This window comes from Bradyrhizobium sp. RP6 (assembly GCF_003837805.1).
Taxonomy (GTDB): Bacteria; Pseudomonadota; Alphaproteobacteria; order Rhizobiales; family Xanthobacteraceae; genus Bradyrhizobium.
The window spans coordinates 62429-81205 of sequence record NZ_RQIT01000015.1 but is presented as its reverse complement, the minus strand read 5'-3'; the positions used below and the strand labels follow the sequence as shown (position 1 = coordinate 81205).

Below are 18777 nucleotides of genomic sequence, written 5' to 3'. Positions count from 1 at the left end.
TTGTTTCACCGCACTGTTTCGCCCAGCTCAAGTCTGCTAGCAAGACCGAGAATTGACCGGGAAACTTGGTATGTCGGTACAGGGTAGCATTGTCATCGGTGGCGGCGCGTTTGCAGGGCTTGCACTGGCCCTGGCGCTGCGCCAGGGGCTCGGGCCCGAGATCCCCGTCATCGTCGCCGATCCCGCGCTCGGCACGCGGCCGAGCCGCGATCCCCGCGCCACCGCGATCGTGGCCGCCTGCCGCCGCCTGTTCGAGACGATCGGCGCCTGGGACGCCGTCAGGAGCGAGGCGCAGCCGATCCTCGACATGGTCGTCACCGATTCGAAGCTCGAGGACGCCACCCGTCCGGTGTTCCTCAACTTTGCCGGCGATGTCGCCCCGGGCGAGCCCTTTGCGCATATGGTCGAGAACCGCCGCCTGATCGATGCGCTGGTGGTGCGTGCGGAAGCCGAGGGCATCGATCTGCGCGCCACTCCGGTTGCATCCTACGATGCGCGTTCCGACGGCATCGAGGTGACGCTCGGCGACGGCAGCGTGATCGCGGCGAGCCTCTTGGTCGCCGCCGATGGCGCGCGGTCGAAATTGCGCGAGCGCGCCGGCATTGCCACCCATGGCTGGGAGTACGACCAGTCCGGCATCGTCGTCACCGTCGGCCACGAGCGCGATCATGGGGGCCGCGCCGAAGAGCATTTCCTGCCCGCAGGTCCGTTCGCGATCCTGCCGCTGTCGGGCAAGCGCTCGTCGCTGGTATGGACCGAGCGCCGCGCCGAGGCCGCGCGCATCATTGCGCTCAGTGACGAGGAATTTCACGGCGAGCTCGAGCAGCGCTTCGGTCTGCATCTCGGTGAGGTGAAGGCACTCGACAAGCCGCGCGCGTTTCCGTTGTCCTATTTCGTTGCGCGTTCCTTCATCGCCGAGCGCCTCGCGCTGGTCGGCGATGCCGCCCACGTCATCCACCCGATCGCGGGCCAGGGCCTCAACATGGGCCTGAAGGATGTCGCCGCGCTGGCGGAAGTGGTCGTCGATGCCGCGCGGCTCGGCATGGATATCGGCGGTGCCGATGTACTCGAACGCTATCAGCGCTGGCGCCGCTTCGACACCATGGCGATGGGCGTTGCCACCAACTCGCTGAACTTCCTGTTCTCCAACCAGTCGACGCTGTTGCGCACGGTGCGAGACATCGGCCTCGGCCTCGTCGACCGCGCCCCGCCGCTGAAGAACCTGTTCATCCGCCAGGCCGCGGGGCTCACGGGCGAGGTGCCGCGGCTGTTGAAGGGCGAGGCGTTGTAGCGGCGATGGTGAGTAGCGAACAGCGAGTGGTGTCCATTCGCTATTCGCCAGTCCCAACTCGCTAAGCTCAATCGATCTTGCGCGCCTCTTCCGGCAGCATGATCGGGATGCCGTCGCGGATCGGATAAGCCAGCTTGGCGCTGCGCGAGATCAGCTCCTGCTTTGCGGCATCGAACTCGAGGGGCCCCTTGGTCAGCGGGCAGACCAGAATCTCCAGCAATTTGGGATCGACGCTGGCTTCGGGACGTTCGGTGGGCGCGTTCATTGGGGTCTCCGGCAGTTAGTAGACTTTAGCACAGAAATTCGCGCCCGCCCATCGGAGGCCTAAGCCGAGACCATCGCCAGGAGCTCGTCGAGCAGCGCCTGAAGCCGTGCGGCCGGCACCGGCGGGCCGGACAGGGCGAAACCGAGAAATGTCCAGTACAGGATCTGTGCGCGGGCCTGCGCCGTCGCCGGGGCAAGTCCCCGCTTGTCCAGCAGCTCTTCGATATAGTCGAGCCTGCGGCGGTCGATCGCGCGCACCGCCCCTTGCGCCGCCGCATCGAACGCCGCCCAGTTGCGCACCGCGCGTTCGAGGTCGAGCCGCGCCCCGAACGATCTCCGCAGCAGCGTCTTGAGCGGCTCGTCACTGGCGGCCTCGACATCGGCGATGATCTGCTCGGCCGCGATCTCGCGCCAGCGCTTCAGCACGGCGGCGTGGAACGCGGCCAGGTCGGCGAAATGCCAATAGAAGCTGCCGCGCGAGACGCCCATCGCCTTGGCGAGCGGATCGGCCTTCAGCGCCGTGAAGCCGCTCTTGGCGAGCACCTTCAGGCCCTCCTTGGTCCAGTCGTCGGCGGAAAGCTGTTCGGTCATGTCCGGCTCCAGATGGCGTCCATACACTAATGTATTGACAGCTTCCAGCAAACGGGTGCATATCCATACAGGACCGTACGGATGGAGCATGCCCCATGCGCGACCTTCTCCTGCAATGTTCCGGCCTCGCCGCGATCGTGCTGGCGCTCATCCACGGCGTGCTCGGCGAAACCAAGGTCTTCGCCCGCGCCAGCATCGAGCCGGCGCGCCTGCGCACGCTGATTCGACTGGTGTGGCAGGCCGGCACGGTGGCGTGGATCGGCGGCGGCGTGCTGCTGCTGGTTGCACCCCGGCTGGAATCGAGCCTAGCCCGGCACTGGATCGTCGCCACGCTCGCCATCGTGTTCGGCGCTGCGGCCCTCGCCAACGCCTACGCCATGCGCGGCCGCCATTTCGGCTGGGTCGGCATGGGTGCAGTGGTCGCGCTCGCGGTTGCCGGCTACTAGCCCGCGCCACGTTAGAACTTATCTAAAGCGAACCAGGCCCCTGCCCGATTGACTTCATCTCCTCCTTTGCTTCCTTCGCTGGGCCCCGCGGCTCTGCGGGCGCCCACGAGAGGAGGAAAGCTTCGTGAAGGTCATTCGTGTTGTTGCCATTGCACTGACGATTGGGATTGGCGCGGGATCGGCGGCCATGGCCGACGGTTTCAAGGATTGCACCAAGCTCGCCAAGGCGTCGTGGAAGCCGGCCAGCGAAGCCGAAGCCAAGGCCAAGGCGGCGGGCTATGAGGTGCGCCGCTCCAAGGCCGAGGGCTCGTGCTACGAGGTCTATGGCGTCAAGGAAGGCAAGCTGTACGAGCTGTTCTACAGCCCCGAAGATCTCAGCCTGAAGCACACCATCGCCAAGTAGATCGCACCTGAGCCCCGAAGCGAATTGGGCTTGATGAAACAAGTGCCGGAAGAGCGCGGGGTGTCCGACGGGACACCCGCGAATCGACTCGTCTCGCGGACGGTCGCGGTCTGGGACCTCCCGCTGCGCCTCTGGCACTGGGTTCTCGCGATCTCGGTCGTGATCGCGTGGTTCACGCCGACCGTGCATGACGGCGTTCACCGCATCGTCGGCTATGCGGTCATCGGCCTGATCGCTTTCCGCCTGCTCTGGGGCTTCGCGGGGAGCCGCTATTCGCGCTTCCGGATGCTCGGCGTCAGGCTTCGCGCGTCGCCTCGCTATCTCTGGAATCTGCGGCGCGGCATGACCGGCCGCTATATCGGGCTCAATCCCGCCGGAAGTTTGATGCTGGTCGCGCTGCTGGCTTCGCTCGCCGTCTCGACGATCACGGGCGCGATGTCGGTGACCGTCACCTTCTTCGGCGTCTGGTGGGTCGAAGACACCCACCACTATTCGTCGGACGCGGTCATCGTTCTGGTCGTGCTGCACGTGTTGGGCGTGCTGGTGATGGGAATTCTGCAGCGCGAGAACCTGATCCGCGCGATGGTCACCGGACGCAAGCGCATCCGGCATCATTCGTAGAATTTTGAAGGTTACACTTCCTTCTCGTCATGGCCGGGCTTGTCCCAGCCATCCACGTTCTTCTGTGTGGCAAAGACGTGGATGCCCGGGTCAAGCCCGGGCATGACGGCGCTTGTAGTACCTACCGTCTCACTGCAGCGGCGGATCGCCGCTGGTGCGCTTCTTGGCGAGGTCCATCTCAGTGACGGCGATCAGGATCTCGGCGCGGGTCTTCAGGTCGGGCGCCTCCAGCATCGCCTGCTTCTCCGCGGGGCCATAGGGCGACATCATCGCCAGCGCGTTGACGAGCGCCTCGTTAGGCGCGCTCTCGACGCCTTCCCAGTCGACCTTGAGATTGTTGGCCTTCAGGAAGTCGGCCAGCACGGCCAGCAGCGCTTCCCGATCGACCTCCTCCTCGCCCATGCGCGCGGTGAAGTCGTCGACGAAGGCGAAGAAGTCCACCTTGCACTGCCGGTAGGCGGTCAGCACTTCGAGCTCCTCGACAACCTTGAAGCGCGCGACGCCGGTGAGCTCGAGGATGTAGCGGCCGTCGCCGGATTCGGCGAGCTGCGTGATGCGGCCGACGCAGCCGACGCGGAACAGCGCCGGCTTGTCGGAATTCTTCGGCGAATGCGCCACGTCGGGCTGGATCATGCCGATCAGGCGATGCCCGTCGCGGAAGGAATCGTCGACCATCGCAAGGTAGCGCGGCTCGAAGATGTTGAGCGGCATCTGGCCGCGGGGCAGCAGCAGCGCGCCGGGCAGCGGAAACACCGGAATGATCTCCGGAAGGTCGGCGGGCCCGCGATATTCGATGTTGATCGGCATCTGCCCGGTCCCCTGGCGTCGCCAGCACGTCCCTATGAAAACAGGATCGTCGACAAACGTTTCCGCCCCTCGACGGTTGCATCATCCGTGCCGCCCCAGGCCTCGAAGAACTGCACCAGCTGCTTGCGGGCGCCGTCGTCGTTCCACTTGCGGTCGCGCTTGATGATCTCGAGCAGCTGCTCGGTCGCCGCCGCGCGATTGCCCTGCGCATTGAGCGCGGTGGCGAGGTCGAATCTGGCCTGATGATCGAGCGGGTTTGCGGCGACTTTCTGTTCCAGCTCGGCGACCGGTCCAAGGGATTTCGCCTGCTCGGCGAGATCGATCGCGGTCTGCACGGCCTTCACGGCCGGATCGTTGCGCTTGGATTCCGGGACCATGGTCAGTGTCTGCTTGGCCTGCTCCATCGCGCCGGAGACGGCGTAGCACTTCGCGAGGCCCGCGAGTGCCGCGATATTGGTCGAATCGTGCTGCAGCGCCTCGGCATAGATCTGCGCTGCCGCCGCCGTGTCGCCCTCGGCGAGCACCGCTTCGGCTTCCTGCACGATCTCGGCGACGTTGACCTCGCCCGGCGCGGTGACGCCCTTGGTCAGCCGCTCGATGAAGGCATTGATCTGGCTCTCGGGCACCGCGCCCATGAAGCCGTCGGCTGGCTGGCCGTTGACGAAGGCGATCACGGCCGGGATCGACTGAATGCCCATCTGGCCCGGGATCGCCGGATGCTGGTCGATGTTCATCTTGACCAGCTTGACCTTGCCCTTGGCCGCCTTCACGGCCTTCTCCAGCACGGGGGTGAGCTGCTTGCAGGGGCCGCACCACTCCGCCCAGAAATCGATCAGCACCGGCTGGCGCTTCGATTCCTCGATCACGTCCTTCACGAAGGTCTGGGTGGTGGTGTCCTTGATCAGGTCGGCCGCAGCCGGGCCCGCCGCTCCGTTACCCTGGTCGATGATCGTCACGGGATTCCTCGTCATGTCTGGAATGGCGGCTCTTTAGCACGCCGCTACATCATATGCTTGTTGTCGGCACCTAAATTGGGCCGAATGGGCCGAATTTCAATCCAGGCGACCCGATTCGCCGGTTCCGGGGCACTTTCGGGCGGTTTGGTCCCAATAGGGCTCCATATGGGGCCTCCGATTGCGAATTGATGCCGCCAGTAGCTGTTGCATTCCCCTCCCGCTTTTGGCATACGACAGCCGTTGCCGGCGCGTCACGCGACCGACACAGGATGCGGGTGTAGCTCAGTGGTAGAGCACGACCTTGCCAAGGTCGGGGTCGAGGGTTCGAGCCCCTTCGCCCGCTCCAATTTTTCCCAGAGCATCCAGCCGAACCGGGTCGGGCCGTGGTTTTCCGCGCCGCTGACGGCTGTATTGTTGAGTTTTGCATGTCAATACTGATCACCGGCAGCGCAGGCCACCTCGGAGAGGCCCTCTTGCGGACGCTCCGCGGCCGTGGTTCCTCCGTGCGCGGCCTCGATCTCAAGCCTTCCCACTTCACCGACGCGGTCGGCTCGATCGTTGATCCCGTCTTCGTGCGCGAGCAGATGGACGGCGTCACCGCCGTCATCCACACCGCGACGCTGCACAAGCCGCATGTGGCGACCCACTCCAAGCAGGACTTCGTCGATACCAACGTCACGGGCACGCTCAACCTGCTCGAGGCGGCCGCGGCGGCCGGCGTGAGGAGCTTCGTCTTCACCAGCACCACCAGCGCGTTCGGCTCGCAGTTGCGCCCCGAGGCGGGGCAGGCCGCGGTGTGGGTCACCGAGGATCTGCCGTGCATCCCGAAGAACATCTACGGCACCACCAAGCTGATGGCCGAGAGCCTCTGCGAGCTGTTCTTTCGCGAGCGCGGTTTGCCCGTCGTGGTCTTGCGGACCTCGCGCTTCTTTCCCGAGGACGACGACGATCCCTCGATGCGGTCGGCCTACGCGCTCGAGAACGCGCAGGCCAACGAGCTGCTCTATCGCCGGCTGGATATCGCGGACGCCGTGAGCGCGCATCTGCTCGCCGTCGAACGCGCGGCCAGAATCGGCTTCGCCCGCTACATCGTCTCGGCCACCAGCCCGTTCGATCAGCGTCATCTCGCCGCGCTCGCGCGCGACGCGGCGGGCGTGGTGTGCGAGCTCTATCCGGAATGCGCGCAGCTCTATGCGGCGCGCGGCTGGCGGCTCTTCCCCGCGATCGACCGCGTCTATGTCAACGACCGCGCGCGGCGCGAGCTGGGCTGGCGGCCCGAATTCGACTTCGCGCATGTGCTGCGCAGCCTGCAGGGCGACCGCGATTATCGCAGCATGCTGGCACGCGAGATCGGGTCGAAGGGCTATCATGACACGGTGTTCGACGACGGCCCCTACCCCGTCGCCTCGTAAACGCTGCGATCGCTATTTTACTCGACGATTCAGATGTCTGTCCGGTCTCACCGGGAGCGGGCCAGCCTGAGCCGTTCTACTGTGCATGGGGTTGTTTTCGCGTTTTTGCATGAGCCATCCCTCGTGCCGCCGGCAAGACGATCCGCGCGCCACCTTGATTCCGCGCTGCAGCGAGAGCGTTGTTGTCGCGGCGTTCGCTCCTTCATTGACATTCTGTCTCAATTTTCTCGGGGCGCGAAGGCGATGCAGGCGCGCTTCTCACCGTTCGCAGATGTGCTAACCTTTTTGGGTCTGTCGTTCTGACAGACCCAAAACTTCGCCTCGACTGGCAAAACCAAAATAACGCGCAGCCCTGACGGCTGCCTTAGGGGAGTGACGCGATGAAATTCCATCGATCCGTCTTTCAATCCGTTCTGGCGCTTGCAGCGGTTGCCCTTCTCGCGGGGACCAGCGCCGGCCATGCGCAGCAGCAGGACAAGAGCAAGCCGCTGAAGAAATACGAATCCGGCACCAAGGAGTTCTGGACCCATCCGCCGGACGACTGGTTCCTCGGCGACGAGACCGAGGCGCAGAAGGGCCTCGCGCCGCCCTCGGGCCCGCCGACCGGCGCCTCCGACGCCGAGCTCGCGAGCATCGTCAAGAAGATCAAGCTGCCGCCGGGCTTCAAGATCGAGGTCTATGCCTCGGGCGTGCTGGCCGCGCGGCAGATGGCCTGGGGTGACAAAGGCACGCTGTTCGTCGGCTCGTTCGGCCTCGGCAACGTCTACGCCATCAAGGACAACAACGGAAAGAAGGAGGTCAAGACCGTCCTCAAGGGGCTGAACATGCCCACCGGTCTCGCCTTCAAGGACGGCGCGCTCTATGTCATCGCCGTCGACAAGCTGATCCGCTACGACAACGCCGAAGCCAATCTCGACAATCTCGGCCAGGGCAAGGTCGTCTATGACGACATGCCGTCCTATGCCGCGCATGGCTGGAAATACATCGCAGTCGACAAGGAGGGCTGGTTCTTCCTGCCGTTCGGACCGCCCTTCAACATCGGCATCCCGCCGACCAGCGTGTCGCAGATCCGCCGCGTCGATCCCAAGACCGGCAACGCCGAAATCTGGGCGCTCGGCGTCCGTAACTCGGTCGGCGGCGACGTCGATCCGCGCACCGGCAAGCTCTGGTTCACCGAGAATGCCCGCGACTGGATCAGCGACGATCTGCCCTCGGACAAACTGAACATGATCAACAGGATCGGCGAGCATTTCGGCTATCCCTATTGCCACCAGGGCAACCTTCCTGATGACAAGTTCGCGATGGGCCACAAGTGCTCCGAGTTCACGCCGCCGGTGCTGAATCTCGGTGCGCATGTCGCTCCGCTCGGCATGAAGTTCTATACCGGCGATCAATTCCCCGCCGAGTACAAGAACAACATCCTGATCGCCGAGCACGGCTCCTGGAATCGCCACAAGTACCAGGGCGCGCGCATCGTGCGCGTGATCGTCGGGCCCGACGGCAAGAACCCCAAGCAGGAGATCTTCGCCTCCGGCTGGCTCGAGGGCGACCAGGGCTATCTCGGCCGTCCCAACGACATCATCCTCGCCAAGGATGGGTCGATCCTCGTCGCCGACGACTGGGCCGGCGCGATCTACCGCATCAGCTACAGCAAGAAGTAGCGCGCGACACGATGTGAGGCTGCGACCGCGCGATGGCCGCAGCCTCTTTGCTTGACGCGGCGTGCTCGCCGCGGAACAGGTTCGTCATGCCCGGACTTGATCCGGGCATCCATCATACGAGAAACCCTCTGCAACAGGGATGGATTGCCGGGTCAAGCCCGGCAATGACAGCTGGAGAAGTCAGCCATGCGGACCGTTCGGTTCGGAATTCTATCTGCGACGCTACTATTCGTTCCGGCCCAGGCCGCCGACAATGCCGCGATCAAGGAGAAGGCCGCCGTCTGCTCAGGCTGCCACGGCGAGAACGGCATCTCGCAGACCGAGAACATCCCCTCGCTGGCCGGTCAGCCCGATCAATTCCTGCAATGGCAGCTGGTGTTCTTCCGCGCCGGCTCGCGCAAGAACGAGCAGATGCAGCCGATCGTCGAGGAGATGACCAACGAGGACATCCGCAATTTCGGCGCCTATTTTTCTTCGCTGACGTCGCCGAAGGGCGCCGAGGACGGAGATCCGGACCTGTCGAAGAAGGGTGCGCAGGTTGCCGCCGGCCGCCGCTGCGCTTCATGCCACACGGACAGCTATGCCGGCACCAAGGCGGTCGCGCGGCTCGCGGGGCAACGCGAGGAATATCTCGTCAAGGCGTTACATGACTACAAGGCCGGCCAGCGCGTCGGTGGCGGCGTCGCGGCAATGGCCGATGTCGCCTATCACATGAGCGACGAAGAGATCACGGCCGTCTCACACTATCTCGCGAATTTGAAATAGCACGGGACGCTGCGGCAAACACAACCCGTCATCCCGGGTCGCGCAAAGCGCGAGCCCGGGATCCATAACCACAGGGCGTGGTTTGGCGAGGGCTAGTGGTGATCAGCTTGCGTGACGACTCAATCCTGTGGCTATCGGTCCCGGGTTCACGCTACGCGCGCCCCGGGACGACAACGGAGGGCGTGGCTAGCTAGCGCGCTGCTTCTCATATGCCTTCAGATGCGTGTACGCGATGCGCAGCTTCGGCACCGGCACCTTGGCCGCATCGGCGCGCGCGATGAGATCGCCGATCACGTGATCGGCCTCGACCGGCAGGCCTGCCTTGATGTCGCGGAACATCGAGGCCGTCATAGGCGAGCCTTCGGCGGTGAGGTTGCCTTTCACCCGCTCGAAGAAAGGGCCACCTGGCGGATAGCCCGACGCGGCGGCGACCGCACTGGTCTCGTCCAGCATGCCGAGCAGGAAATCCCGGCCGCCCGGAGCCGCAAGGATGTCACCGACCGAGGCACGCATCAGGCTGGTGGATGCCGCGAGCGAGGAGAGGAAAACCCACTTCTCCCACATGTCCTGCATGATGTTCTGGCTGGCGGTCGCGCCAGTGATGCCGCTCTTGAAGGCTTCATCGATCGCCTTCACCCGGTCCGACATCTTGCCGTCGCGCTCGCCGTAATTGATCGACTGCATCGGCTGGAGCTGCACCACCTCGCGCTTCTCGTTCAAGGTCGCCGCAATGGCGCAGAGGCCGCCGAGCACGCGCTCGTTGCCGAACCTGGCATCCAGGGTGTCGAGCTGCTTCATGCCGTTGAGCATCGGAATGATCGCGGTGTTCGGTCCGACCGCCGCGGCGAACGACTTGATGGCGTCGTCGAGGTCGAACGCCTTGCAGCTCAGGAGCACGACGTCGAACTTATCCCTGAGCGCGTCCGCCTGCACGGTCGGCGGATTCTTTAAGGTCACGTCGCCGTTCGGGCTCTTGATGACGAGGCCGGCGCTCGCGAGCTCGCCAGCGCGCCGTGGCCGGACCAGGAAGGTGACGTCGTGGCCGGCCTGCAACAGCCTGCCACCAAAATAGCCGCCGATGGCGCCGGCGCCGACCACGAGGATACGCATGAGACAAACTCCGTCTTTGTCGTTGTTCTTCAGAAAGAGGCGAATGGCGAATAGACAGTAGCGAACAGAATAGCACGCGACGAAACGCGAGTAACGCTTTCACTGCTCGCCATTCGCCATTCGCTACTCGCCCCCTTCCAGCACCATCTCCTCGACCTCGCGCAGCTGCTCCTTGCCGAAGAACATCTCGTTGCCGACGAAGAAGGTCGGCGAGCCGAACGCGCCGCGGGCGACCGCCTCCTCGGTGTTCTTGATCAGCTTGCCCTTCACCTCGGGTTCCCCGGCGCGGGCGAACAGCCTTTGCGCGTCGAGGCCGGAGGACGCCAGCGCCTTCGCCGCGATTTCAGGATCGTCCATCTTCTTCGGCTCGCGCCACATGTGGTGGAAGGCGGCCTCGACATACTTTTCGAACACGCCCTCGAGCTGTGCCGCGATCGCCGCGCGCATCAGGTTAAGCGTGTTGACGGGAAAGTGCGGATTCCAGACATAGGGCTGGACATGGAAGCGCTTGACGAAGCGCTCGGTCTCGACCTGCTGGAACTCCCGCTTGTTCTTGATGCCGGCGAGCGTCTCGGCCGGCGACTTGTTGTTCGTCGACTTGAAGATGCCGCCGAGCAGGATCGGCACATATTCGAACTTGACGCCGATCCTCTGTTCGATCGCCGGTATCGCCAGATGACTGAGATAGGCGTTGGGGCTGCCGAAATCGAACAGGAATTGCGGGGCGGTGCGGGTCAAGATCATTCTCCCTGGCCTGACTTTCTGAGTTGGATTTTCCTCCATTGTGGCGCAGGCCGCGCCACAGGTCCATCGTTTAATGACGGTCATAATACTTTGACGGTCAGATCAGCCGCTGGATCGCCCGCTTGCGCCACACCAGATGGTAATAGCCCATCTGCAGAATCAACATGGCGCAGAACACGATTGGGTAAGCGGCCCAGACGCCGGTCAGGCCGATTGTGTGGCTGAGGATGATTGCGGCCGGCAGCTCGATTGCAGCGATCGCGCAGATCGACAGCAGCATCGGCGTCAACGCGACGCCGGCCCCGCGCATCGCGCCTGAGAACACGGTGGCGAGTCCGAACGGCACCGAGCTCCACAAGGCGATGTGTAGGAATCCCTTCGCCAGATCCAGCACGGCGCCGTCGGTGATGAAGATGCCGAGCACCGCGCGTGGCGCGAGATAGATCAGCGCCACCAGCCCGCCGGTCAGGACGATGTTGAACGCAAGGCCCATCCGCACGATGCCGTCGAGCCGGGCCCGGTCGCCGCCGCCGACGGCCTGGGCGCCGAGGATCGAGACCGCGATCGAAATCGACATCGCCGTGAACTGCGTGTAACCCATCACCTGGTTGACCGCGCCATAAGCGGCTGTGGCATCGGACCCATAGCCGTTGACGAGGCCGAGCAGCACCAGCTCGGCGATCGCCATCGCCACCATGCCGATGGCGCTCGGCAGTCCGATGCCGAGGACCTTTCCGAGCACGGCGCTGTTCAGCCGCAGGTGACGCAGCAACGCCGCGTCCGGCGCGAGCGCATGTTTCTTCCGGAGCAAATAGACGGCGAGCACGATCAGCGTCAGCGCGTTGGCGATTGCCGCCGCCCATGCCGGACTGGTGATACCGGCCACCGGCAGTCCGAACGTGCCGCGGATCAGGATCGGCGTCAGGATCAGGCCGATTGTCGTCGACAACGCCAACGCCAGCAGCGGCGTCAGCGTGTCGCCGACGCCGCGGATCATCGCGGTCATCAGCAGGAAGACGAAGCCGAGCGGCATCGTGAGCAGCACGATGCGCGCATAGGCACTGGCCTGGTCGAGAATGTCAGCAGGAGTCGCGAGCATCATCATCAATTGCCGGCTGAAGATCCCTCCGACCAGCGCAACGGAGACCGACAGCAAGAGACCGACTGCGAGCGTCGTGCCCACAACGATCTTGATGCTGCCGCGCTCGCCGGCGCCGAAGGCCTGGCCGATCAGCACGGTGGCGCCGGTGCTGAGGCCCATGACGAAGGCGAACAGGAAGAACATCACCGGGAAGAACGCCGAGACCGCGGCGAGCGCGTCGACGCCGATCATCTGGCCGAGATAGACGTTGCTGACGGTACCGAACAGCGATTGCAGCGCGTTGCTCAGCATCAGGGGTGCGAGGAAGCGGAGGAATGTGGTCCAGAGCGGTTTTGGGGCGGACATGGATCGGCCTTTCATCAGGGCGTGCGAAGCCGTTGCCGCGCAATGCGCGGCCCGGCCGTCGATGGAGTTGTGAGGAGCGGTGCGCGGTTTAAGCGCGGTCGCTGTAGGCGAGCTTGACGATGTGGTCGCGGATGTCGGTCGGCCAGTCCGCGATCAGTCCGGTGAAGCGCCGCCGGTCGTCCGCGAACAGCGCGCGCGAGGCCTCCTCGAACTGCGGCAGATTGCCGGCCATGGTCGACATGAAGTGATAGGCCGCATCGCGCGCCTGGCGCTCGCGGTCCTTGGCGCCGCTGACGCGCCTGGCCTCGTCGACGAGCTTGCGCAGCGCGACCGAGGCGCCGCCCGCCTGCGCATTGAGCCACTCCCAGTGCCGCGGCAGCAACGTCACCTCGCGCGCGACCACGCCGAGCTTCGGCCGGCCGCGACCGCGCGGTTCACTCGGAGGCGCGGTTTCCTCGACCGGGGGCGGGACAAGCTTGGTCAGCCGCGCCAGCACCTCGCGATCGCCGCCGCGCAGGTCGAAGTCGATCGGCCGGCCCGTTGCGTCCTCGAAGATGATGATCGGCTCGTCCGGCCGCGCCGCCACCCGCTTGACGACCAGTGCGACCTCTCCCGCCGCGCCGGACACCAGGCGACGCTGCCCTTGGAAGGCGGTGAAAATCCTCTGCATTGGAATCATTGCCATATTGATCGCGTTGGGCGTTTAATACCCGGGTAAATTATGCCCGTCAATACACCCGGGTGAAAATATCCGCGCCGATGGCTCGACATTGTGTTCCCGGGCTGGCACGAACGGCGCGGCCGATCGACCGCGCCTAGCCCTGAGGACCCCGCGATGCTGACCGTTCACCACCTCAACAATTCCCGCTCGCAGCGCGTGCTGTGGCTGCTCGAGGAGCTGGGCGTTCCTTACGAGATCGTGCGCTATCAGCGCCAGCCGGACATGCGCGCGCCGAAGGAGCTGCACGCCATCCATCCGCTCGGCAAGTCGCCCGTCATCACCGACAATGGCAACACCATCGCCGAGTCAGGCGCGATCATCGAATATCTCGTCGCGACCTACGGCCAACGGCCGGCTGATCCCGCCGGCGAACACGCCGGAGCGGCTGCGGTACACCTATTGGCTGCACTATGCGGAAGGATCCGCGATGCAGCCGCTGCTGCTCAAGCTGCTGTTCACGCTGATGCCGAAACGCGCGCCGGCATTGCTGCGCCCGCTGGTGCGCAAGGTGTGCAACCAGGCGCTGACCGCGCTGGTCAATCCGCAGCTCAAGCAGCACATGGACTACTGGGAAGACGAGCTTGCCAAGAGCGAGTGGTTCGCCGGCAGCGAGTTCACCGCGGCCGACATCCAGATGAGCTTTCCGCTGGAAGCAGCCCAAGCGCGCGGCGGGCTCGAGCAGGGCCACCCCAAGGCGATGGCGTTCCTGGAGCGCATCCACGCCCGGCCGGCCTATGCGCGCGCGCTGGAAAAGGGCGGGCCGTATCAGGTCGGAAGGTAGTTTCGTCACAGTCATTCCGGGGCGCCCGAGGGCGAACCCGGAATCTCGAGATTGTGGCGGGAGATCCCGGGTTCGATGCTTCGCATCGCCCCGGGATTACATTCGAATATCAATCGGCGTACAGCACGCGCCCGCGCGTCTCCGGCAGCGCGAAGGCGGCGATGAAGAAGACCGCGTAAGCCACCACCGCGAAGATCGCGATCGCATTCGCGAGCGACGTCGTCGCCGACAGCGCGCCGACGAGGAATGGAAACAGCGCGCCGATGCCGCGGCCGAAATTGTAGCAGAAGCCCTGGCCCGAGCCGCGCAGCCGCGTCGGGTAGAGCTCGGTCAGGAACGCGCCGATCCCGGAAAAATAGCCCGAGGCGAAGAAGCCGAGCGGGAAACCGAGTATCCAGAGGATCTCGTTGGTCAGCGGCAGCTGCGTGTAGAGAAGCACCACCGCCATGGCTCCGAGCGAGAAGATCAGGAACAGATTGCGCCGCCCGATCCGGTCGGCGAGCCACGCGCCCACGAGATAACCGATGAAGGAGCCGATGATCAGGGTCGCAAGATAGCCGGTCGATCCGACGATCGACAGGTGCCGTTCCTTGGTCAGGAATTGCGGGACCCAGAAGGTGACGGCGTAGTAGCCGCCCTGGCAGCCTGTCGCCATCAGCGACGCAAGCACCGTGGTCTTCACGATCGGGAAGGCGAAGATCTCCCAGAGCTTCGGATGACTGCCCGTTTCTGCGTGCCTGGCGCGGGCCTCGGCTGCGATCTCCGGCTCGGTGACAGAGCGGCGGATGTAGAACACCAGAAGTGCCGGCAGCGCACCGATCACGAACATCCAGCGCCAGGCCATCTCCGGGGGCAGTAGCGAGAACAGGATCGCCTGCGACAGCACCGCGAGGCCCCAGCCGACCGCCCAGCCCGATTGGACCGAGCCCACCGCGCGCCCACGATACTGAGGCCGGATCGCCTCGCCCATCAGCACGGCGCCAGCCGCCCATTCACCGCCGAAGCCGAGACCGAGCACGGCACGTGCGATCAGGAGCTGATCGAAATTCTGCACGACGGCGCAGACCAGCGAGAAGAACGAGAACCAGATGATGGTGATCTGGAGCGTCCTGACACGCCCGATATGATCGGAGAGATAGCCGCCGAGCCAGCCGCCGATGGCGGAGGCGAGCAGCGTCACGGTGCCGGCAAGGCCGGCCGAGGCCGCATCGACCTTCCACAGGGCAATGATGGTGCCGATCACCAGTGGGTAGATCATGAAGTCCATGCCGTCGAGCGCCCAGCCTGCCGCGCAGGCCCAGAACGTCCGCCGCTCCGGCGCGTTCATGTCGCGATAGAAGGCGAGCAGGCTGGTGTCCTCGATCGCGGCGCGTTCGATGCGCTGGCTCGGATCGGCAGTGGTCATGTGCGTTTCCTTGGCAATTGCTTTGGCCGGGCGGTGGTAACACGCACGCCGGCCTGCGCAAGCCGGGGCGCGCTGCCGTGCCATGCAGAGAGCGGGCTACTGCCCCGCCGCTTCCGCACCGCGCGTCCGCAGATCTGCCGCGCCAAGCAATCCGTTCGGCGTCGCGAGAATCGAATTCGCCGATGTCTGCCCCATCGGCTCGACGACGGGGTGGCCCATGGCCTTCAGTGCGAGCAGCACGTCGTCGGGAAAGCCGCGCTCGACGCGCACCTCATCCGGTAACCATTGGTGATGCAGCCGCGGCGCCGCGACGGCGGCCGCAACATCCATCTTGTAGTCGAGAACGTTCACGATCACCTGGAGCACCGTCGAGATGATGCGGCTGCCGCCGGGCGAGCCCGTCACCAGCACCGGCTTGCCGTCCTTCAGCACGATGGTCGGCGACATCGACGAGAGCGGCCGTTTGCCGGGACCAGGCAGGTTTGCCTCGAAACCGACGAGGCCATAGGCATTGGAGGCCCCGACCGCCGCGGTGAAATCGTCGAGCTCGTTATTGAGCAGCACGCCGGTGCCGCCGGCGACGAGGCCGACGCCATAGCTGAAGTTCAGCGTATAAGTGTTGCTGACCGCGTTGCCGCGGGCATCGACGACGGAAAAATGCGTCGTGTTGCTGCCCTCACGCGGTACGGCAGAAGCGGACACGAGCTCCCTCGACGGCGTGGCGCGTTCGGCGGAAATGCCCGCGCGCAGCCTGGCGGCGTAATCCTTCGCGATGAGCGTCTCGATCGGGGCGTTGACGAAGGCGGGATCGCCGAGATAGCGCGCGCGATCGGCATAGGCGCGTTTCATGGCCTCGATCAGCAGATGCAGCGATGCCGGCGATCCCTGCTTCAGATCGGCAAGCTGAAAGCCTTCGAGGATGTTGAGCGTCTCGATCAGCACCACGCCTCCGGACGACGGCAGCGGCATCGAAACGATGTCATAGCCGCGATAAGTGCCGCGCACCGGCGCGCGGATGACCGGCTGATAGACCTTGAGGTCGGCCGGCGTCATGATGCCGCCGGCATCGGTCACGGCCTTGGCGAGTTTCTCGGCGACCTCCCCCTCGTAGAAGCCGCGCGGCCCCTGTGCGGCGACGGCCGACAGCGTTTCGGCGAGGTCGCCCTGCACCAGCCGGTCGCCTTCGCCCAGCGGCGCGCCATCAGGCCGCGAGAAGATCTTGGCCGAGGAGGGCCAGCGTGCCAGCCGCCTGTGCCAGCCCGGCAGCGTATCGGCGATGTCGTCGCTGACGATGAAACCATCGCTTGCAAGCGCGATGGCGGGCGCGAGCAGTTGCGCCAGCGTGAACCGGCCGGAGCCGTATTTGTCCAATGCCAGCGCGAGGCCCGCGACCGTGCCGGGAACGCCGACGCCGAGCGCGGAGTCCCGCGACTTCGCCGCGTCAGGCTTGCCGTCGGCGCCGAGGAAAATCTGTGGCGTGGTCGCAGCCGGTGCGGTCTCGCGATAGTCGATCGTGATGTCTTCGTTGCGATCGGCGGAATGGATCACCATGAAACCGCCGCCGCCGATATTGCCGGCGCGGGGATAGGTGACGGCCATCGCAAAGCCGGTCGCGACCGCAGCGTCCACCGCATTGCCGCCGCGCCGCAGAATCTCGGCGCCGACCTGCGCAGACAACTTCTCCTGCGCCACCACCATGCCGTGCTCGGCGGCGACGGCGCGCACGGTGTCGCGCGCGGGCGGCACATAGCCTCGCCGCGCATCCTGAGCGGTCGCGGGAGCGAGACTGAACGCCAGAGTGGCTATGAAGGCGAAGAATGCCCGCCGTGTCGAACATGATGACATCATCAAAACTTCCGCCGCGGCCTCGGGCCAGTTCACACACCTCGCTGCAATGCTATACGGTTTGCTCCAAGAGGGACAAAACTGTTCGTGATGAGGACCGCGGGATGACGACGATTGCCCCCGATGTGCGTATGGCCGGCGCGCAGCGGACCTATCCGCCGCGCGCCGCCGTCGTCAGCTGGATCTTCTTCGACTGGGCCGCGCAGCCTTATTTCACGCTGATCACGACCTTCGTGTTTGCCCCCTATTTCGCGACCAGCGTTGCGCCAAATCCCGCCACCGGCCAGTCGTTGTGGGGTTTTGCGATGGCCGCCGCAGGCCTTGCGATCGCGCTGCTGTCACCGGTGCTGGGGGCCATCGCCGACGCGGCTGGCCGCAGGAAACCATGGATTGCAGGATTCGGCGCGGTGCTGGTGGTGGCATCCTGCACGCTGTGGATCGGCAAGCCCGGCGATGACGCCATCATTCCGTTGCTGCTCACCGCGGTCGCGCTCGCCAGCGTCGGTGCGGAGTTCGCCACCCTCTTCAACAACGCGATGATGCCGACCCTGGTGCCGCCGGAGCGCATCGGCCGGCTCTCCGGCACCGGCTGGGCTACCGGCTACGTCGGCGGCATCGTCAGCCTGATCGTCGTGCTCGGTTTCCTCGCCGCCAATCCCGAGACCGGTCGCACGTTGCTCGGCTTCACGCCGTCGTTCGGGCTCGATCCCGTGACTCATCAGGGCGACCGCGCTGCCGGGCCGTTGACCGGGCTATGGTTCATCATCTTCGTCATGCCGATGTTCCTGTTCACGCCGGATTATCCGGCGAAGCGCCCGTTGCGCGAGGCGCTGCGCGAAGGGTTGTCCGAGCTGAAGCGATCGATCAACGGCCTGCCCAAGCAGAAGTCGCTCGCGGCATTCCTGCTCGCCAACATGATCTACACCGATGGTCTGGTGTCGCTGTTCGCGTTTGGCGGCATCTATGCCGCCGGTACGTTCGGCTGGCACACGATCCAGATCGGCACCTTCGGCATCATGCTCGCGATCGCCGGCGCGTTCGGCGCATGGCTCGGCGGCAAGCTCGACGATCGTCTCGGGCCGAAGCGCGTGATCGCCGGAAGTCTGCTGGTCCTGCTGCTCTCGGTTGCCGCGATCCTTCTGGTCGACAAGGACAGTGTCCTGTTCGTCAAGGTCGCACCGCCGCAAGCAGGCGCTCCCCTGTTCTGGAGCGCGGCGGAGCGCGCCTATCTCGTGCTGGGCTGCTTGATCGGCGCAGCCGGCGGTCCGCTCCAGGCCGCCTCCCGCACATTGCTGATCCGCCTCGCACCGAAGGATCGCATCGCGCAGTATTTCGGCCTGTTCGCATTGACCGGGAAGGTGACATCCTTCGTCGGCCCGCTCTTGATCGGCATGATCACCGCCGTGACCGCAAGCCAGAAGGCCGGCATGGCCGTGCTGGTGGTGTTCTTCGTTGCAGGACTGGGGCTGCTGGTGCGGGTGCGGCAATAGCTGCACCACCGTCATTC

Annotated in this window: 18 protein-coding genes, 1 tRNA gene and 1 pseudogene; 10 read left to right on the top strand and 10 right to left on the bottom strand. The window is 65.1% G+C overall.

Annotation, left to right across the window (positions count from 1 at the left end):
- Nucleotides 1-70 precede the first annotated feature (70 nt).
- The gene (locus EHH60_RS24490) at nucleotides 71-1291 is read left to right on the top strand and encodes a ubiquinone biosynthesis hydroxylase (protein WP_124161979.1); all 1221 of its coding nucleotides are present in this window, start codon (nucleotides 71-73) and stop codon (nucleotides 1289-1291) included.
- Between the two features lie 67 nt (nucleotides 1292-1358).
- Here the strand turns inward: EHH60_RS24490 and EHH60_RS24485 are convergent, their stop codons facing one another.
- Both EHH60_RS24485 and EHH60_RS24480 read right to left on the bottom strand, forming a co-directional pair.
- Nucleotides 1359-1556, bottom strand: a complete 198-nt coding sequence (locus EHH60_RS24485; protein WP_018459670.1) for a Trm112 family protein — start codon at nucleotides 1554-1556, stop codon at nucleotides 1359-1361.
- 59 nt (nucleotides 1557-1615) lie between these two features.
- Nucleotides 1616-2146 carry a TetR/AcrR family transcriptional regulator gene (locus tag EHH60_RS24480; protein ID WP_124161978.1) on the bottom strand — a complete coding sequence of 177 codons (531 nt, stop codon included), beginning with the start codon at nucleotides 2144-2146 and terminating at the stop codon, nucleotides 1616-1618.
- 95 nt (nucleotides 2147-2241) lie between these two features.
- Between EHH60_RS24480 and EHH60_RS24475 the strand changes: the two genes are divergently transcribed.
- The 3 genes from EHH60_RS24475 (at nucleotide 2242) to EHH60_RS24465 (ending at nucleotide 3616) form a co-directional block, all read left to right on the top strand.
- Complete coding sequence (locus EHH60_RS24475) at nucleotides 2242-2592, top strand: hypothetical protein (RefSeq protein WP_124161977.1); 351 nt, start codon at nucleotides 2242-2244, stop codon at nucleotides 2590-2592.
- A 124-nt stretch (nucleotides 2593-2716) separates the two neighbouring features.
- A complete protein-coding gene (locus EHH60_RS24470) occupies nucleotides 2717-2995 on the top strand; it encodes a PepSY domain-containing protein (RefSeq protein WP_124161976.1) in 279 nt (92 codons plus the stop codon).
- Between the two features lie 33 nt (nucleotides 2996-3028).
- Entirely contained in the window at nucleotides 3029-3616 is a 588-nt protein-coding gene (locus EHH60_RS24465; protein ID WP_199751922.1) for a cytochrome b/b6 domain-containing protein, read from the top strand.
- A gap of 129 nt (nucleotides 3617-3745) precedes the next feature.
- On the opposite strand, the gene EHH60_RS24460 is transcribed toward EHH60_RS24465, so the two are convergent.
- Nucleotides 3746-4423: an LON peptidase substrate-binding domain-containing protein gene (locus EHH60_RS24460; RefSeq protein ID WP_124161975.1), complete on the bottom strand. Its 678-nt coding sequence runs from the start codon at nucleotides 4421-4423 to the stop codon at nucleotides 3746-3748.
- A 32-nt stretch (nucleotides 4424-4455) separates the two neighbouring features.
- Nucleotides 4456-5379, bottom strand: a complete 924-nt coding sequence (gene trxA / locus EHH60_RS24455) for a thioredoxin (RefSeq protein WP_199751960.1) — start codon at nucleotides 5377-5379, stop codon at nucleotides 4456-4458.
- Between the two features lie 271 nt (nucleotides 5380-5650).
- On the opposite strand from trxA, the gene EHH60_RS24450 reads away from it, so the two are divergent.
- From EHH60_RS24450 to EHH60_RS24430, 4 genes are all read left to right on the top strand, one after another.
- Nucleotides 5651-5725, top strand: a tRNA-Gly gene (locus EHH60_RS24450).
- A 79-nt stretch (nucleotides 5726-5804) separates the two neighbouring features.
- Nucleotides 5805-6791 (top strand): NAD-dependent epimerase/dehydratase family protein, encoded by a 987-nt coding sequence (locus tag EHH60_RS24445; protein ID WP_199751919.1) that lies wholly within the window; start codon nucleotides 5805-5807, stop codon nucleotides 6789-6791.
- 380 nt (nucleotides 6792-7171) lie between these two features.
- Nucleotides 7172-8452 carry a PQQ-dependent sugar dehydrogenase gene (locus EHH60_RS24435; RefSeq protein ID WP_124161972.1) on the top strand — a complete coding sequence of 427 codons (1281 nt, stop codon included), beginning with the start codon at nucleotides 7172-7174 and terminating at the stop codon, nucleotides 8450-8452.
- 186 nt (nucleotides 8453-8638) lie between these two features.
- Nucleotides 8639-9217, top strand: a complete 579-nt coding sequence (locus EHH60_RS24430; protein ID WP_124161971.1) for a c-type cytochrome — start codon at nucleotides 8639-8641, stop codon at nucleotides 9215-9217.
- Nucleotides 9218-9403: 186 nt separating this feature from the next.
- Here the strand turns inward: EHH60_RS24430 and panE are convergent, their stop codons facing one another.
- From panE to EHH60_RS24410, 4 genes are all read right to left on the bottom strand, one after another.
- Complete coding sequence (gene panE, locus EHH60_RS24425; RefSeq protein WP_124161970.1) at nucleotides 9404-10327, bottom strand: 2-dehydropantoate 2-reductase; 924 nt, start codon at nucleotides 10325-10327, stop codon at nucleotides 9404-9406.
- Between the two features lie 123 nt (nucleotides 10328-10450).
- A complete protein-coding gene (locus EHH60_RS24420) occupies nucleotides 10451-11065 on the bottom strand; it encodes a 2-hydroxychromene-2-carboxylate isomerase (protein WP_199751916.1) in 615 nt (204 codons plus the stop codon).
- A 103-nt stretch (nucleotides 11066-11168) separates the two neighbouring features.
- Nucleotides 11169-12518, bottom strand: coding sequence for an MATE family efflux transporter (locus tag EHH60_RS24415; protein WP_199751913.1), 1350 nt, complete (start codon nucleotides 12516-12518; stop codon nucleotides 11169-11171).
- An 88-nt stretch (nucleotides 12519-12606) separates the two neighbouring features.
- Nucleotides 12607-13203, bottom strand: a complete 597-nt coding sequence (locus EHH60_RS24410; RefSeq protein WP_124161967.1) for a DUF2239 family protein — start codon at nucleotides 13201-13203, stop codon at nucleotides 12607-12609.
- 150 nt (nucleotides 13204-13353) lie between these two features.
- Here EHH60_RS24410 and EHH60_RS24405 point away from each other — a divergent pair.
- Nucleotides 13354-14020, top strand: a pseudogene (locus EHH60_RS24405) (glutathione S-transferase family protein).
- Nucleotides 14021-14129: 109 nt separating this feature from the next.
- Here the strand turns inward: EHH60_RS24405 and EHH60_RS24400 are convergent.
- A complete protein-coding gene (locus EHH60_RS24400; RefSeq protein WP_124161966.1) occupies nucleotides 14130-15425 on the bottom strand; it encodes an MFS transporter in 1296 nt (431 codons plus the stop codon).
- Between the two features lie 96 nt (nucleotides 15426-15521).
- Nucleotides 15522-17273, bottom strand: a complete 1752-nt coding sequence (ggt, locus tag EHH60_RS24395; RefSeq protein WP_124161965.1) for a gamma-glutamyltransferase — start codon at nucleotides 17271-17273, stop codon at nucleotides 15522-15524.
- A gap of 101 nt (nucleotides 17274-17374) precedes the next feature.
- Here ggt and EHH60_RS24390 point away from each other — a divergent pair, with 101 nt between their 5' ends.
- Nucleotides 17375-18760, top strand: coding sequence for an MFS transporter (locus EHH60_RS24390; RefSeq protein ID WP_124161964.1), 1386 nt, complete (start codon nucleotides 17375-17377; stop codon nucleotides 18758-18760).
- Nucleotides 18761-18777: the final 17 nt, after the last annotated feature.